This window comes from Ectothiorhodospira magna, assembly GCF_900110965.1.
Taxonomy (GTDB): Bacteria; Pseudomonadota; Gammaproteobacteria; order Ectothiorhodospirales; family Ectothiorhodospiraceae; genus Ectothiorhodospira; species Ectothiorhodospira magna.
The window spans coordinates 24367-38933 of sequence record NZ_FOFO01000016.1; the positions used below are offsets into that span (position 1 = coordinate 24367).

Genomic DNA, 14567 nt, shown 5'->3' on the forward strand with positions numbered 1-14567 from the left:
CGCCTTGCAGGTCATCGGCCATGCTGACGTTTTCCAGAAGCATTTTCCTGTCGGGTATCCCCCCCCATCCGGCGGTTGTGGCCCGTCTGGGCCAGGGGTTGATGCTGATGCTGGTGGTGCTGTTGGCCTGGAGTCTGGCGCAACTGACCTGGGCCGTGCTGGTGCCCGCAACCAGCCCATCCATGCCGGTCGCGATGCAGGTACCGGGGGAACGTTTCCCCGCCACAGCGCCCCCTGCTGATCCAGGGCAGCGGCTGGCTTCGGTGGCGGATCTGCACCTGTTTGGTCAGGCCCAGGCCCTGCCTCAGACCCCGGCGGTGCCGGCCCAGGCACCAGAAACCCGGTTGCAACTGTCTCTTAAAGGGGTGGTGACCACCCCCGATCCAGCCCAGGGGGTGGCGCTGATTGCCGATGCGCAAGACAATGAACGACATTACCGGGTCGGCGCCCAACTGCCGGGAGGCGCCCGGCTGGAGCAGATTTTTGCCGATCGGGTGATTTTGTCCAGGGGAGGCAGTTTTGAGATGTTGCGCCTGCCCAGGGAAACCCTGGAGACCACGGCAGTGGTACCGGTCCGCCCCATAGCCCCGACCATCGCCAGGGGGGCATCCCAACGGGATGAGACGCTGGCGAGCACTCTGGCCGAACGCCGGGCCATCTGGCTGCAGGAACCCGCCCGGTTCATGGACAGCATCCGGGCAAGACCGGTGATGGTGCAGGGGGAGATACGGGGATTTACAGTATCCCCCCGGCGGGATCCGGCCCTGTTCCGCCAGGCCGGGCTGCGCCCTGGTGATGTGGTGACCGGCATCAACGGCACCCCGGTCAGCGCCATCACCGATCCCCAGGCGCTGCTGACCCAGTTGGCCCAGGCCACCGAAATCAGGCTGGACCTGGAGCGCCAGGGGCGTACCCTGTCCCTGACTTTGCCTGTCGGACCCTGACGTGGAGCACCATCCCCATGATTGATCATTGCCGAAAGTCCCTGATACGGTGCCTGCTGGCGATGAGTTGTCTGCTGGCGGCGGCCCCTGCGATTGGCGACGACGGGCCTACCCTCAATTTTCGAGATGTGGATATCCAGGCGCTGATCAGCTATGTGGCCGAGGAAACGGGGGCCAATTTCATTGTGGACCCTCGGGTGCGGGGACGGGTGACCTTGATTTCCGGCCGGCCAGTCAGTGCAACGGAGTTGTACGATATCTTTCTTTCGGTGTTGCGGGTCCACGGCTTTGCTGCCGTCCAGGCCGATGAGGTGATCAAGCTGGTGCCCGATGCCATTGCCAAACAGGCTGAGGTGCCCACTGCTTCCCACCAGCATCCTTTTCGGGGAGATACATACATTACCCGGGTCGTGACCGTAAACCATGTGGATGCGGCGCAACTGGTGCCCATTTTGCGCCCCCTGATCCCCCAAAGCGGCCATCTGGCCGCCTCCCCGGAATCCAACACCCTGGTGATTTCCGACACCGCGGCCAACGTCAATCGCATGGTGGAGATCATTGGCCGGATCGACCAGGAGAGCCGGGAGGATATGGAAGTCATCCCCCTGCGCCATGCCGCAGCCGGGGAAGTGGCCCGGATCATCAATACCATGGAAGGGGCCGAAGGTCGGCAGCGGCCTGCTGCCCGTCTGCAGGTGGTGGCAGATGAACGTACCAACAGTATCCTGCTGGCAGGCGACCCCAAACGCCGAATGCCGATACGGGTCGTGATTTCCCATCTGGATATCCCCATGGAAGGCGGTAATACCCAGGTCATTTATCTGCGCTATGCCAAGGCGGCAGATGTGGCAGACGTGCTCCGGGGGCTGGCCACCTCCATGGAAGGGGCCACGGCTTCCACCTCAGGCCGGGGAGGCGGTACCCATGTACAGGCCCATGACAGCACCAACGCGGTGGTGATCAATGGACCACCGGACGTGATCCGTGATCTGCGGGCGGTGATTCGGCAACTGGATGTGCGTCGGGCTCAGGTTCTGGTGGAAGCAGTCATTGCCGAAGTATCCACGGAACGGGCCAGGGAACTGGGGGTGCAATGGGCCGTCGGCTCCGAGCGGGACGGGGTGGGCATCGTCAATTTCGGTGGCACCGGGGCGGGCATCTACCCCTTGGCCAGGGGACTCTACGCCGGTGGGACAGACCTGCCCAATCTGGGGGACGGGCTGACCCTGGGGGGTCTGGGCCAGTCCGGTCGCACCACCATCGCCGCATTGATCCGGGCGCTGGCGGGAGATTCTGCCAGTAACATCCTCTCCACCCCCAGCCTGCTGACCATGGATAACGAGGAGGCCCAGATCATCGTTGGCCAGAATGTACCTTTCCGTTCCGGCCGGGCCATTGAGCAATCCGGTCAGGCTTTTGACACCATCCAGCGTCAGGACGTGGGTGTGAAGCTCACGGTTCGTCCCCAGATCAACGAAGGCAACGCGGTGAAGCTGGAGATCGAACAGGAAGTCTCCCAGGTGGCCCCCCGGATCAGCGGCCAGGATGCGGCAGACCTGATCACCAATAAACGCAGTCTGCGCACCAGCGTGATGGTGGACGATGGCCAAATGGTGGTGCTGGGTGGCCTGATTGATGATGTGCTGGTGCAGACCCGTAGCAAGGTACCGGGTCTGGGGGATATTCCCGGTATTGGCCGTTTGTTTCGTTATGATACGGCCAGTAAGGAAAAACGTAATTTGATGATTTTCCTGCATCCGATCATCGTGCGGGATCATCAGGATCTCACCGGGGAGACAGTCACCCGGTACAACCATATCCGGGCAGAACAATTGCTGTCCCGCGCCCGGAGCGTGTTGATGATGCCCGATGATACGGTGCCGGTGCTGCCGGACTGGGACGTATTGCTGCATCTGCCGCCCCCCTTCGAGGCCACTGCAGCGGCCACCCCAGGTGGGTTATCCATCCAGCCACCACCGGGGCGTCAATGACCGCCGGCGGCCCACTCAAGGCGGTGGAAGGGCTGCCTGTCCCCCCGCTGGATGGAGGTGCCCCGGCGCGGGGGGTGAGTTTCGGCTTTGCCCGGCGTCACGGGGTTGTGGTCATGGAAGACGGGGGAGACACCCCGCGGGTGGTCTGCCGGCCGGGTGTTGCCAGCCAGACCCTCACCGAACTGCGTCGCCATCTGGGGCGCCCCCTGACCCTGGAAACGGTGCCGGCGGAACAGTTCGACCTGCTGCTGCGCAGCCGCTATGAGGGCAGCAGCAACGATGCCATGCAGCTGATGGAAGGCATGGGAGAGGACGAGGACCTGGACAGTGTCGCCCAGAGCCTGGCGGAACCGGAAGACCTGCTGGAAACGGCGGATGACGCCCCCATCATCCGTCTCATCAATGCCCTGCTCACCGAGGCCATCAAGGAAAACGCCTCGGACATCCATATCGAGCCCTTCGAGAACCGTCTTACCGTGCGTTTCCGGGTGGACGGGGTGTTGCGTGAAGTGCTGGAACCGCCCAGGGTCCTGGCACCGCTGATCACCTCGCGGATCAAGGTCATGGCCCGTCTGGACATTGCGGAAAAACGTCTGCCTCAGGATGGACGCATCTCCCTGAAGCTGGCGGGCCGGGCGGTGGACGTGCGCGTCTCCACGCTGCCCTGCGGCCACGGCGAGCGGGTGGTGCTGCGCCTGCTGGACAAGCAGGCCGGGCGCCTTGACCTGAGCCATCTGGGCATGGACCCGGCCACCCTGACGGTGATGCAGCGGGTGATTGCACGGCCCCACGGCATCCTCCTGGTCACCGGCCCCACCGGTTCGGGCAAGACCACCACCCTCTATGCGGCCCTGTCCCAGCTCAATGACCGCAAGCGCAACATCCTCACGGTGGAAGATCCCATCGAATACTATCTGGACGGCATCGGCCAGACCCAGATCAACAGCAAGGTGGACATGACCTTCGCCCGGGGGTTGCGGGCCATCCTGCGGCAGGACCCGGACGTGGTGATGGTGGGGGAGATCCGTGACGTGGATACGGTCCACATCGCCGTCCAGGCCAGTCTCACCGGCCATCTGGTCTTTTCCACCCTGCATACCAATACCGCGGTGGGGGCGGTGACCCGGCTGCGGGACATGGGCGTGGAGCCCTTCCTGCTGTCTTCCACCCTGGTGGGCCTGCTGGCCCAGCGCCTGGTGCGCCTGCTCTGCGACCACTGCAAGGCCCCGTACCGGGCCTCCGCGGCCGACAGCCGTCTGCTGGGGTTGCCGCCGGGGGAACACACCCTGTTCCGTGCCGTGGGTTGCCCCGAATGCAATCACCTGGGCTACCGGGGCCGTACCGGCATCTACGAACTGGTGGAGGTGGACGAGACCCTCCGCACCCTGATCCATGACGGCGCCGGCGAGCAGGCCATGGAACGCCACGCCCGCCAGTGTACGGCCAGCATCCGCCAGGACGGCATTCGTCGCATCCTGGCCGGCCACACCACGCCGGAGGAGGTCCTGCGGGTCACCAAGGAAGATTGACCGCCGATGCGTCCCTGGATACCCGTACCGAATCATGCCCGCCTTTGAATATACAGCCCTGAAACCCACCGGACGTCAGGTCCGCGGGGTGCTGGAAGGGGATACCCCCCGCCAGGTCCGCCAGCAACTGCGGGAGAGCGGTCTGACCCCGCTGTCGGTGGAGGCGGTGCAGTGGCGGGAACGCCGGCGGCAACGGTTGCCGGGCCTGTCCCGGGGCATCAGCGCCATGGATCTGGCCCTGCTCACCCGTCAGCTGGCCACCCTGGTGCGTTCGGGGCTGCCCCTGGAGGAGGCCCTGGGCACGGTGGCCCGCCAGAGTGAGAAGGCCCGTATTCGCAGCATGCTCATGGCCGTGCGCACCCGGGTGATGGAAGGCCATTCCCTGGCCCGCGGCCTGGGGGATTTCCCCCATGTCTTTCCCGATATCTATCGCACCACGGTCGCCGCCGGGGAGCAGTCCGGGCACCTGGATGTGGTATTGGAGCGTCTGGCCGACTACACGGAAAACCGTCAGCAGATGCGCCAGAAAATACAGCTGGCCCTGTTCTATCCGGCCATCCTCACCACCATGGCGGTGCTGGTGACCGTGGCCCTGCTCACCTACGTGGTCCCCGAGGTGGTCCAGGTGTTCAGCGGCATCGGTCAGGAATTGCCCTGGCTCACCCGCACCCTGATCGCGGTGAGTGATGCCCTGCGGGATTATGGTCTGATCCTGCTGGCGGCACTGGTGGCGGCCGGTCTGCTGTTTCGGTATCTGCTGCGCCGGCCCGGTCCGCTGCGGGCCTGGCACCGCCTGTTGCTGCGCCTGCCCCTGGTGGGACGGCTTACCCGGGGCATGAATACCGCCCGCTTCGCCCGCACCCTGTCCATTCTCTCGGCCAGCGGCGTGGCGGTGCTGGAATCTCTGCGCATCGCCGCCGAGGTGATCTCCAATCGGCCCATGCGCGAAGCCGTACAGGCGGTGGCCCAGCGGGTGCGGGAGGGCTCCGGCATCGGCGTGGCCCTGGAGCGGTCCGGCTATTTTCCGCCCATGACCGTCCACCTGATCCGTAGCGGCGAGGCCGGCGGCGCCCTGGACGAGATGCTGGAGCGGGCGGCGGTGAACCAGGAGCGGGAACTGGAAACCCGCATCGCCATGATCATGGGCATCCTGGAGCCGGTGCTGATCCTGGTGATGGGGCTGGTGGTGCTGGTCATCGTGCTGGCCATCCTGTTGCCCATTTTCGAACTCAACCAGCTGGTCAATTAGTGGTCATACTCAACAAGGGGATTGCATGCGCATGAACATCCATCCACGCAGACAAGGCGGTTTCACCCTCATCGAAGTCATGGTGGTGGTGGTGATCCTGGGGATCCTGGCGGCCATTGTCGTGCCCCGGATCATGGATCGTCCCGACGAGGCCCGCATCACCAAGGTGCAGAACGACATTCGCGCCCTGGAGAGTGCCCTCAATCTCTACCGTCTGGACAATTTCGTCTATCCCAGCACGGATCAGGGCCTGCAGGCCCTGGTGCAGCGGCCCTCGGGCCAGCCGGAACCGCGCAACTGGCGCCAGGGCGGGTATATCGACCGCCTGCCCATGGACCCCTGGGGCAACCCTTACCAGTATCTGCATCCGGGCAGTCGGGGTGATTTTGATCTTTACAGCTTTGGCGCCGATGGCCGTCCGGGCGGTGAAGGCATCAACGCCGAGATCGGCAACTGGGATCAGTAATCCGGATGTCCCGGTCCGGCCCCGACCATGCCTGTGGCGGCTTCACCCTGCTGGAGGTGGTGGTGGTGCTGTTCATCGTCGGCATCATGGTCACCTTTGCGGTGATCGCGGTGGGCGACGGCGGCCGCGATCGTCACATCGAACAGGAAATGCGCCGCTTTGTCGCCCTGATCGACCTGGCCCGGGACGAGGGCATCCTCACCGCCGAGGAGACCGCCCTGAGCGTGGGTCGGCACGGGTACGGCTTTCTGCGCGAATATCAGGTGGATGCCCGCAGCTACGAGTGGCTCCCGGTGCCGGGGGATCGGCCATTGCAATGGCGCGATCTTGAAGGACTGGGCATCGAACTGGCGCTATTTCTGGAAGGACAGCCGGTAAGCCTGGAGCGGGCGCCGGCCCATCCGGTGCCCCATGTCTATCTGGGCATCAGCGGCGAGATCACCCCCTTTGAACTGCAGTGGCTCACCGATCAGGCCCGCACGCCTCGCTTCGTCATTCGCGGTCATCCCGGGGGGCGGATCGAGATACTGGAACCGGCGGACCCCCATGGCAGGGCATTGCAGCCATGGCGCTGAGGCCGCAACAGGGTTTCACCCTGCTGGAGGTGCTGGTGGCGGTCACCATCCTGGCGGTGGCCCTGGGCGCGGTGATCAAGCTGGGCAGTGACAACGCCCGCATCGCCGCCGAACTGCGTGACCGCACCTATGCCCATTGGGTGGCCGCCAACGTCATGGCCCGCTATCGGGCCGGGCTGGATACCCCAACCGAGGCTGTGGTGCGGGGAAGCAGCATGATGGCGGAACGGGAATGGTTCTGGGAGACGCGTGTGGAACCCATCCTGTTGGAGGTGGGTGATGTTGAACTGGGGCCCGTGCCCCGGATCGAGATCAGCGTCCGGGACCGGGATGATCCGGACATCTCCCCTCTGGTCCGTTTGGTGGGGTACTTGAATTGGCAGTGAAACGCTCTCGCCCCCCCCTTGCGCGACATGCACGCGGTTTCACCCTGCTGGAGCTGATCGCCTCCCTGGCCGTGTTTGCCCTGGTCTCGGTGATGGCCTACGGCGGCCTGCGGGCGGTACTGGAGGCGCGGGCCCAGACGGATGAATCCGCCGCCCGTCTGGCGGAGGTGCAGATGGCCATGACCCTGCTGGGGCGGGATCTGGAACAGGTGGCCCGTCGCCCGATTCGGGACGATCTGGGTGAATTCCAGATGCCCATTGATCATGATGGCCTGCAGGTGCCGCCGCGACTGGAGCTGATCCGTGCTGGAGTGCGGGGCGGTGCCGGTGGCAGCAGCCTGCAGCGGGTGGCCTGGGCCATGGAGGCCGGTAGCCTGTATCGGTTGCATTGGTCTGTCCTGGATGGCGGGGGAGATGATCCCGTTGATGCCATACCCGTGATCCAGGGCCGGGAGGGATTTGGACTGCGGGACTGGGAACTGCGGTTTCACCATCGGGACGGCATTGAAGGTCTGACCACATCGACCGTCTGGCCGCCTTTGGGCGTGGATCAAGACAATATGATCCTGCCCCTGGCAGTGGAGCTGGTGCTGGACCTGGAAGGCATGGGCAGGATATCCCGCTGGTTTCCCGTGCTTGAGCCGCCCCGTGATTGATCTGCAACCGGCTTGGGCCGTCAGTGGCTCAGGCCAGGGTCTGCCCGGTGAGCCGCACCAGCGCTTCTTGGTATTTGGCGGCCACCTGGGCCACCACAGCTTCGGGTAGCGCCGGACCAGGGGCCGTTTTGTCCCAGTTGAGGGTTTCCAGGTAATCCCGCAGATACTGTTTGTCAAAAGACGGCGGGCTGCTGCCGGGCGTATAGGTATCTGCTGGCCAGAAGCGGGAGGAATCGGGAGTCAGCACCTCGTCGATCAGATGCAAGGTACCCTGATCGTCCAGGCCAAATTCAAATTTGGTGTCGGCAATGATAATGCCCCGCTGCAGGGCATGGGCCGCAGCTTCCTGATACAGACGCAGGGCAGTATCCCGCACCTGGGCTGCCAATGCTGGGCCTAAAGTGCGTTCGGTATGGGCAAAATCCACATTTTCGTCGTGTTCCCCCACTGCCGCCTTGGTGGACGGGGTGTAGAGGGGTTCAGGCAGGCGATCAGCCATCTGCAGACCAGAGGGCAAGGCAATGCCACAGACATGGCCATCGGCCAGATAGCTCTTCCAGCCGGAACCGATCAGGTAGCCCCGGACCACCGCTTCCACCGGCAATGCCTTGAGACGTTTGACCACCACAGCCCGCCCTTCCAGAGGCGCCCGTTCTGCCGGGTCCGGGATCACATCGGCCAAAGTCAGGTCACATCCATGATGGGGCACCACATGGGCCAGACGCTCGAACCAGAACTGGGAAATCCAGGTCAACACCCGACCCTTGTCCGGTATCGGGGTGGGCAAGATCACGTCAAAGGCTGAAAGCCGGTCGGTGGTCACGATGAGCAGGTGCTTCTCGTCCACGGCATGCATATCCCGCACCTTGCCGCGGTGGATCAGGGGCAGGCTACGGATCGGACTATCGTATAAGGGAGCGTTCATCAGGCCACCGCCCTGAAAGCACGGGGCTTCCCGTGTACAGGGATACAGTTTAAGGGGTCAAAAACGCGCAAGGCGCGTCAGGCAATCAAGGGTCCAGTATAGTCCAAAGGTGGCCTCAATACACACATCCACCACCATGGCACATCCCGCAAAACCCAGGCGGGATATTGCAACCCAGGTGGCTTTCGCAAAACTGCAATATCATTATAATGACCGTGAACATTCCCCCTGCCAGGCGTGAGCCGGAGGGGTCAAGCAACGAGGCAATGACCCATGGCAAAACCTGATCTGATCGCGCCCTCCATCCTCTCCGCCGATTTCGCCCGGCTGGGCGAGGAAGTCACTCAGGTGCTGGCCGCCGGCGCGGACATCGTCCATTTCGATGTCATGGACAATCACTATGTCCCCAACCTGACCATCGGCCCCCTGGTGTGCGAGGCCTTGCGCAAGCACGGCGTCACCGCCCCCATCGACGTCCATCTGATGGTCAAGCCGGTGGACCGCATCATTCCCGATTTTGCCAAGGCCGGTGCCGATTACATCACCTTTCACCCGGAGGCCTCCGAGCATATCGACCGCACCCTGCAACTGATCCGCAACGAGGGCTGCAAGGCCGGCCTGGTGTTCAATCCCGCCACCCCGCTGTCCTATCTGGACTATGTGATGGACAAGGTGGACATGATCCTGCTCATGTCCGTGAACCCGGGTTTCGGCGGTCAGAGCTTCATCCCCGCCACCCTGGACAAACTCAGGGAGGCCCGCCGCCGCATCGACGAATCCGGGCTGGACATCCGTCTGGAGATTGACGGCGGCGTGAAGGTGGACAACATCGCCCAGATCAAGGCCGCCGGCGCCGATACCTTCGTCGCCGGTTCCGCCATCTTCGGCGCCGCCCGGGCGGAAGACCCCAACCGCTATGACAGCATCGTCACCGCCATGCGGGCTGAACTGGCCAAGGTATAAAGCCGATGACGATTCCGCAGCCCAAGATGGTGCTCATCGACCTGGACGGTACCCTGGTGGACAGCGTGCCGGACCTGAGTTTTAGTGTGGACCGCATGATGGAGGCCCTGGACATGCCCGTTCGGGGTGAGGCCAAGGTGCGGCACTGGGTGGGTAATGGGGTGGAACGCCTGATCAAGCGGGCGCTTACCGATGACATGGAAGCGGAACCGGACCCGGACCTGTATGAACGGGCACTGGCTCTGTTCATGGACATTTACCGGGACAACAATACCCACCGCAGTCAGCTCTATCCGGGGGTGCGTGAAGGTCTGGAAGCCTTGGCAGAAGCCGGTATCCGCCTGGGCTGCGTGACCAACAAGCCGGCCCGGTTTACGGCCCCTCTGCTGCGGGCCATGGACATCGACCGCTTTTTTGAACTGGTGCTGGCCGGAGATACCTTGCCCCAGAAAAAACCCGATCCGGCCCCCCTTTTGTATGCCGCCCATCAGTTCGACGTGCATCCCAAAGATGCCCTCATGGTGGGAGATTCCCGCAGTGACGTGAAGGCCGCCCGGGCGGCCGGATTTGGCATTGTGTGCGTCAGTTATGGTTATAATCACGGCCAGGATATCCGGGCGCAAAAACCGGATGCCGTCATCGACAGCCTCGAACAGTTGCCGGGGCTTATGGAGCAGATTGCCTGATGCCTGGGATGCTTATTCTAGTCCGGTCGACGCGATGGCGTGGGTGACAGCAGCCTGTTCATCCGCCGTGCCAACCTGTCCACCGGAAATGACCTTCCATGAGTCCCGAACAATTCGATGATCTGATCCGCCAGGGCTACAACCGCATCCCCCTGGTCCGTGAAGTGCTGGCCGATCTCGACACCCCCCTGAGCACCTACCTGAAGCTGGGCTCCGGTCCCTATTCCTACCTGCTGGAGTCCGTGCAGGGGGGCGAGAAATGGGGCCGCTATTCCTTTGTCGGCCTGCCCGCCCGGACCGTGGTCCGGGTCCGTGGGCACCAGGTCTGCGTGGAGGAGTCCGGCCGGGTGGTGGAAGAGGCCCGGGTGGATGACCCGCTGGCCTGGATCGAGACCTTCCAGACCCGTTTCCGGGTACCGGACCTGCCGGATCAGCCCCGCTTCACCGGGGGGCTGGTGGGCTACTTCGGCTATGACACCATCCGCTACATCGAGCCCCGCCTGGGTGGCGGTGAAAAACCCGATCCCCTGGGCGTGCCCGATATCCTGCTCATGGTGTCCGACGAGGTGGTGGTCTACGACAACCTGGCGGGACGGCTCTACCTGGTGGTCCATGCCGGTGCCGGTGAGCGCGAGTCCGCCGAGCGTCGCCTGGATGCACTGCAGGATCAACTGCGCCGGATCACCCATTTGCCACCGGCCCATCCCGCCCCCCGCAAGGTCAGCGAGTCGGATTTCATCTCCGGCTTCACCGAGGAGGGCTTCAAGGCGGCGGTGGATCGCTGCAAGCAGTACATCGTCGATGGCGACGTGATGCAGGTGGTGCTGTCCCAGCGTCTGTCCATCCCCTACGGCGCCCGTCCCCTGGACCTCTACCGGGCCCTGCGCAGTCTCAATCCTTCCCCCTACATGTTCTACCTGGACCTGGGCGACCACCATGTGGTGGGTTCCTCGCCGGAGATCCTGGTACGTCTGGAGGACGAGGTGGTCACCGTGCGTCCCATCGCCGGCACCCGGCCCCGGGGCGAGGACGAGGCCAGCGACCGGGCCCTGGAGCAGGACCTGCTGGCCGATCCCAAGGAGATCGCCGAACACCTCATGCTGATCGACCTGGGCCGCAACGACGCCGGCCGGGTCTCCCGCGTTGGCAGTGTGCAACTCACCGAGCGCATGGTGGTGGAGCGCTACTCCCACGTCATGCACATCGTCTCCAACGTGGTGGGCCGGTTGCGCCCCGGCATGACCGCCATGGACGTGCTGCGGGCCACCTTCCCGGCGGGCACCGTGAGCGGCGCCCCCAAGATCCGCGCCATGGAGATCATCGACGAGCTCGAACCGGTGAAGCGGGGTATCTACTCCGGCGCCGTGGGCTACCTGTCCTGGCAGGGCAACATGGACACCGCCATCGCCATCCGCACCGCCGTCATCAAGGACCAGACCCTGCATATCCAGGCCGGTGCCGGGGTGGTCCATGACTCCGTGCCCGACAATGAGTGGGCGGAAACCATGAACAAGGGCCGCGCCGTGTTCCGCGCCGTGGCCATGGCGGAGTCGGGGCTGGAGATCCAGCCCGCCTCGATGCGAGGGAAGGGGCGATCCTGACGCCGCTTCCCGCGGCCTTTTCCCGAGTCCAGCCAACCTCATTACGGTACGGCACATATGATCCTGATGATCGACAACTACGACTCCTTCACCTACAACCTGGTCCAGTATCTGGGTGAGCTGGGGGCCGATGTGGAGGTGCGGCGCAACGACGCCATCACCCTGGACGAGATCGAGGCCATGGCGCCGGAGCGGATCTTCATCTCCCCCGGTCCCTGCGCCCCGGATCAGGCGGGCATTTCCCTGGCCGCCATCGGCCATTTTGCCGGCAGGGTCCCGATCCTTGGGGTCTGTCTGGGGCATCAGTCCATCGGCCAGGCTTTCGGTGGCCGCATCGTCCATGCCCGCGAGATCATGCACGGCAAGACTTCCCTGATTCACCACAAGGACATGGGGGTGTTCCGGGGTCTGACCGATCCCTTCGAGGCCACCCGCTACCACTCCCTGGTGATCGAGAAGTCCTCCCTGCCGGACTGTCTGGAGGTCACCGCCTGGACCGAGACCCCGGACGGGACCCTGGACGAGATCATGGGGGTGCGTCATCGCACCCTGGACGTGGAGGGCGTCCAGTTCCACCCGGAATCCATCCTCACCCAACATGGCCACGACCTGCTGAGGAATTTCCTGGAGGCCCCGCCGAGGGTTGACCCCTCTCCGGGCGGCCGCAACAATCCGATCACACACGACGACAGGGGGCGGGCCATATCATGAACATGCAGGAAGCCATTCGCGCAGTCACCGAACAGCGTGATCTCAGCGGACCCGAGATGGTCCACGTGATGCGCCAGATCATGACCGGCGAGGCCACCCCGGCCCAGATCGGCGGCTTCCTGGTGGGTCTGCGCATGAAGGGGGAGACGGTGGATGAAGTGGCCGCCGCCGCCTCGGTGATGCGGGAACTGGCCACCCGGGTGGAGGTGGAGGCCGGGCATCTGGTGGATACCTGCGGCACCGGGGGGGATGCCTCCGGCAGCTTCAACATCTCCACCGCCTCCGCCTTCGTGGTGGCGGCCGCCGGCGGGCGGGTGGCCAAGCACGGCAACCGCTCCGTGTCCAGCAAGTCCGGCAGTGCCGACGTGCTGGAAGCGGCCGGGGTCAATCTGGATCTGGGGCCGGAGCAGGTGGCCCAGTGCATCAACCAGGTGGGCGTGGGTTTCCTGTTTGCTCCCAGGCACCATGGTGCCATGAAGCATGCGGTGGGTCCCCGCCGGGAGATGGGAGTGCGCACCCTGTTCAATGTGCTGGGACCGCTGACCAATCCCGCCGGTGCCCCCAATCAGGTGCTGGGGGTGTTCAGCACCCACTGGCTGGAGCCCCTGGCCCAGGTACTCAAGCTGCTGGGCAGCCGGCATGTGATGGTGGTGCACGCGGAGGACGGCCTGGACGAGATCAGTATCGGCGCACCGACCCGGGTGGCGGAACTGCGCGACGGCGAGGTGACCCGCCGTATCATCGCCCCCGAGCAGTTCGGCATGCCGCGCACCCCCCTGGATGCCATCCGGGTGGGGGGTGCCGAGGAGAGTCTGGCCCTGATCCGCCGGGTCTTTGCCGGCGAGCCGGGTCCGGCCCGTGACATCGTCATGCTCAATGCCGGGGCCGCCATCCACGTGGCGGGCCTGGCGGACTCCATGGCGGCGGGCATCCGCCGCGCCGGCGAGGTGATCGACAGCGGAGCCGCCGCGGCCCGCATGGACGAACTGGCCCGTGTCTCCCAATCCCTGAAGGCGTGAACCCCCATGACCGATACCCCCGATATCCTCAAGAAGATCCTGGCCCGCAAGCGCGAGGAGGTGGCAGAGCGCAGCGCCCGGACCTCCCTGGAGGATCTGGCCCGTTGCGTGGACGCCGCGCCGGCGGTGCGTCCCTTCCTGCGGGCCCTGGAGGATCGGGTGAATGCCGGGCGCCCCGCGGTGATCGCCGAGATCAAGAAGGCCAGCCCCAGCAAGGGCCTGCTGCGGGAGGACTTCGACCCGGTGGCCATCGCCCGCACCTATGCGCGGCACGGTGCCGCCTGTCTGTCGGTGCTGACGGATCATGATTTCTTCCAGGGGCATGAGTCCTATCTGGAAGATGCCCGCGCCGCCTGCGCCCTGCCGGTGCTGCGCAAGGACTTCATCATCGACCCCTACCAGGTCTACGAGGCCCGGGCGATGGGGGCCGACTGCGTACTCCTGATCGTGTCCGCCCTGGACGATACCCAATTGTCCGAATTGCTCAAGCTCTCCCATGACCTGGGCATGAACGTCCTGGTGGAGGTCCACGATGCCCCCGAACTGGAGCGTGCCCTGGCCCTGGATGCCTGCATCATCGGTATCAACAATCGCAGCCTGCGGACCTTTGAAACCCGTCTGGACACCACGCTGGATCTGCTGGCAATGATGCCGAAGAATCGACTGGTGGTGACGGAGAGCGGCATCCACACGACCCAGGACGTGGCCCGGATGCGCCAGGCCGGGGTGCATGCCTTCCTGGTGGGCGAGGCCCTGATGAGGGCGCCGGACCCGGGTCTTCAGCTGAGTGCCCTGTTCGATGCCTGATCCCGGGGCCGTGCTAGACTCGCTGTGACAGGCGACATAACAACAAGGTCGGGTTTTCC

The 14567-nt window shown here is 64.6% G+C and carries 15 protein-coding genes; 14 read left to right on the forward strand and 1 reads right to left on the reverse strand.

The window, feature by feature from the left end; all coding sequences use genetic code 11:
• The first annotated feature begins 20 nt into the window (after positions 1-20).
• From gspC to gspJ, 8 genes are read left to right on the forward strand one after another with little or no spacing between them, the layout of a single operon-like run.
• The gene (gspC, locus tag BMX62_RS07735) at positions 21-944 is read left to right on the forward strand and encodes a type II secretion system protein GspC (protein WP_090206882.1); all 924 of its coding nucleotides are present in this window, start codon (positions 21-23) and stop codon (positions 942-944) included.
• A gap of 17 nt (positions 945-961) precedes the next feature.
• Positions 962-2935 (forward strand): type II secretion system secretin GspD, encoded by a 1974-nt coding sequence (gene gspD, locus BMX62_RS07740; RefSeq protein WP_162273519.1) that lies wholly within the window; start codon positions 962-964, stop codon positions 2933-2935.
• On the forward strand, positions 2932-4464 hold the full coding sequence (gspE, locus tag BMX62_RS07745; protein ID WP_090206885.1) for a type II secretion system ATPase GspE: 1533 nt from the start codon (positions 2932-2934) through the stop codon (positions 4462-4464). Before gspD ends, gspE begins: the two co-directional genes overlap by 4 nt.
• A 34-nt stretch (positions 4465-4498) precedes the next feature.
• The gene (gene gspF / locus BMX62_RS07750) at positions 4499-5713 is read left to right on the forward strand and encodes a type II secretion system inner membrane protein GspF (protein ID WP_090206888.1); all 1215 of its coding nucleotides are present in this window, start codon (positions 4499-4501) and stop codon (positions 5711-5713) included.
• A gap of 31 nt (positions 5714-5744) precedes the next feature.
• On the forward strand, positions 5745-6179 hold the full coding sequence (gspG, locus tag BMX62_RS07755; protein WP_090207047.1) for a type II secretion system major pseudopilin GspG: 435 nt from the start codon (positions 5745-5747) through the stop codon (positions 6177-6179).
• Between the two features lie 5 nt (positions 6180-6184).
• Positions 6185-6754, forward strand: coding sequence for a prepilin-type N-terminal cleavage/methylation domain-containing protein (locus BMX62_RS07760; RefSeq protein ID WP_090206892.1), 570 nt, complete (start codon positions 6185-6187; stop codon positions 6752-6754).
• Positions 6745-7140 carry a type II secretion system minor pseudopilin GspI gene (gene gspI, locus BMX62_RS07765; RefSeq protein WP_090206895.1) on the forward strand — a complete coding sequence of 132 codons (396 nt, stop codon included), beginning with the start codon at positions 6745-6747 and terminating at the stop codon, positions 7138-7140. Before BMX62_RS07760 ends, gspI begins: the two co-directional genes overlap by 10 nt.
• The gene (gspJ, locus tag BMX62_RS07770) at positions 7137-7796 is read left to right on the forward strand and encodes a type II secretion system minor pseudopilin GspJ (protein WP_238375909.1); all 660 of its coding nucleotides are present in this window, start codon (positions 7137-7139) and stop codon (positions 7794-7796) included. Before gspI ends, gspJ begins: the two co-directional genes overlap by 4 nt.
• Positions 7797-7824: 28 nt before the next feature.
• Here the strand turns inward: gspJ and BMX62_RS07775 are convergent, their stop codons facing one another.
• Entirely contained in the window at positions 7825-8721 is an 897-nt protein-coding gene (locus BMX62_RS07775; protein ID WP_090206901.1) for a phosphoribosylaminoimidazolesuccinocarboxamide synthase, read from the reverse strand.
• 273 nt (positions 8722-8994) lie between these two features.
• Here BMX62_RS07775 and rpe point away from each other — a divergent pair, with 273 nt between their 5' ends.
• The 6 genes from rpe to trpC all read left to right on the forward strand — a co-directional run bounded on the left by rpe (position 8995) and on the right by trpC (position 14508).
• The gene (gene rpe, locus BMX62_RS07780) at positions 8995-9684 is read left to right on the forward strand and encodes a ribulose-phosphate 3-epimerase (protein WP_090206904.1); all 690 of its coding nucleotides are present in this window, start codon (positions 8995-8997) and stop codon (positions 9682-9684) included.
• Positions 9685-9689: 5 nt separating this feature from the next.
• Positions 9690-10370 carry a phosphoglycolate phosphatase gene (locus tag BMX62_RS07785; protein ID WP_090206907.1) on the forward strand — a complete coding sequence of 227 codons (681 nt, stop codon included), beginning with the start codon at positions 9690-9692 and terminating at the stop codon, positions 10368-10370.
• Between the two features lie 98 nt (positions 10371-10468).
• On the forward strand, positions 10469-11971 hold the full coding sequence (gene trpE / locus BMX62_RS07790; protein ID WP_090206910.1) for an anthranilate synthase component I: 1503 nt from the start codon (positions 10469-10471) through the stop codon (positions 11969-11971).
• A gap of 57 nt (positions 11972-12028) precedes the next feature.
• On the forward strand, positions 12029-12682 hold the full coding sequence (locus BMX62_RS07795) for an anthranilate synthase component II (RefSeq protein WP_090206913.1): 654 nt from the start codon (positions 12029-12031) through the stop codon (positions 12680-12682).
• Positions 12679-13701, forward strand: coding sequence for an anthranilate phosphoribosyltransferase (trpD, locus tag BMX62_RS07800; protein ID WP_090206917.1), 1023 nt, complete (start codon positions 12679-12681; stop codon positions 13699-13701). The genes BMX62_RS07795 and trpD overlap by 4 nt, the downstream gene beginning before the upstream one ends.
• Positions 13702-13707: 6 nt before the next feature.
• On the forward strand, positions 13708-14508 hold the full coding sequence (gene trpC, locus BMX62_RS07805) for an indole-3-glycerol phosphate synthase TrpC (protein ID WP_090206922.1): 801 nt from the start codon (positions 13708-13710) through the stop codon (positions 14506-14508).
• Positions 14509-14567 lie beyond the last annotated feature (59 nt).

What these genes read in the sequence shown, in the direction of transcription:
- gspC (WP_090206882.1), top strand. Translation starts at nt 21, where the DNA reads ATGCTGACGTTTTCCAGAAGCATTTTCCTGTCGGGTATCCCCCCCCAT.
- gspD (WP_162273519.1), top strand. Translation starts at nt 962, where the DNA reads ATGATTGATCATTGCCGAAAGTCCCTGATACGGTGCCTGCTGGCGATG.
- gspE (WP_090206885.1), top strand. Translation starts at nt 2,932, where the DNA reads ATGACCGCCGGCGGCCCACTCAAGGCGGTGGAAGGGCTGCCTGTCCCC.
- gspF (WP_090206888.1), top strand. Translation starts at nt 4,499, where the DNA reads ATGCCCGCCTTTGAATATACAGCCCTGAAACCCACCGGACGTCAGGTC.
- gspG (WP_090207047.1), top strand. Translation starts at nt 5,745, where the DNA reads ATGAACATCCATCCACGCAGACAAGGCGGTTTCACCCTCATCGAAGTC.
- BMX62_RS07760 (WP_090206892.1), top strand. Translation starts at nt 6,185, where the DNA reads ATGTCCCGGTCCGGCCCCGACCATGCCTGTGGCGGCTTCACCCTGCTG.
- gspI (WP_090206895.1), top strand. Translation starts at nt 6,745, where the DNA reads ATGGCGCTGAGGCCGCAACAGGGTTTCACCCTGCTGGAGGTGCTGGTG.
- BMX62_RS07775 (WP_090206901.1), bottom strand. Translation starts at nt 8,721, where the DNA reads ATGAACGCTCCCTTATACGATAGTCCGATCCGTAGCCTGCCCCTGATC.
- rpe (WP_090206904.1), top strand. Translation starts at nt 8,995, where the DNA reads ATGGCAAAACCTGATCTGATCGCGCCCTCCATCCTCTCCGCCGATTTC.
- BMX62_RS07785 (WP_090206907.1), top strand. Translation starts at nt 9,690, where the DNA reads ATGACGATTCCGCAGCCCAAGATGGTGCTCATCGACCTGGACGGTACC.
- trpE (WP_090206910.1), top strand. Translation starts at nt 10,469, where the DNA reads ATGAGTCCCGAACAATTCGATGATCTGATCCGCCAGGGCTACAACCGC.
- BMX62_RS07795 (WP_090206913.1), top strand. Translation starts at nt 12,029, where the DNA reads ATGATCCTGATGATCGACAACTACGACTCCTTCACCTACAACCTGGTC.
- trpD (WP_090206917.1), top strand. Translation starts at nt 12,679, where the DNA reads ATGAACATGCAGGAAGCCATTCGCGCAGTCACCGAACAGCGTGATCTC.
- trpC (WP_090206922.1), top strand. Translation starts at nt 13,708, where the DNA reads ATGACCGATACCCCCGATATCCTCAAGAAGATCCTGGCCCGCAAGCGC.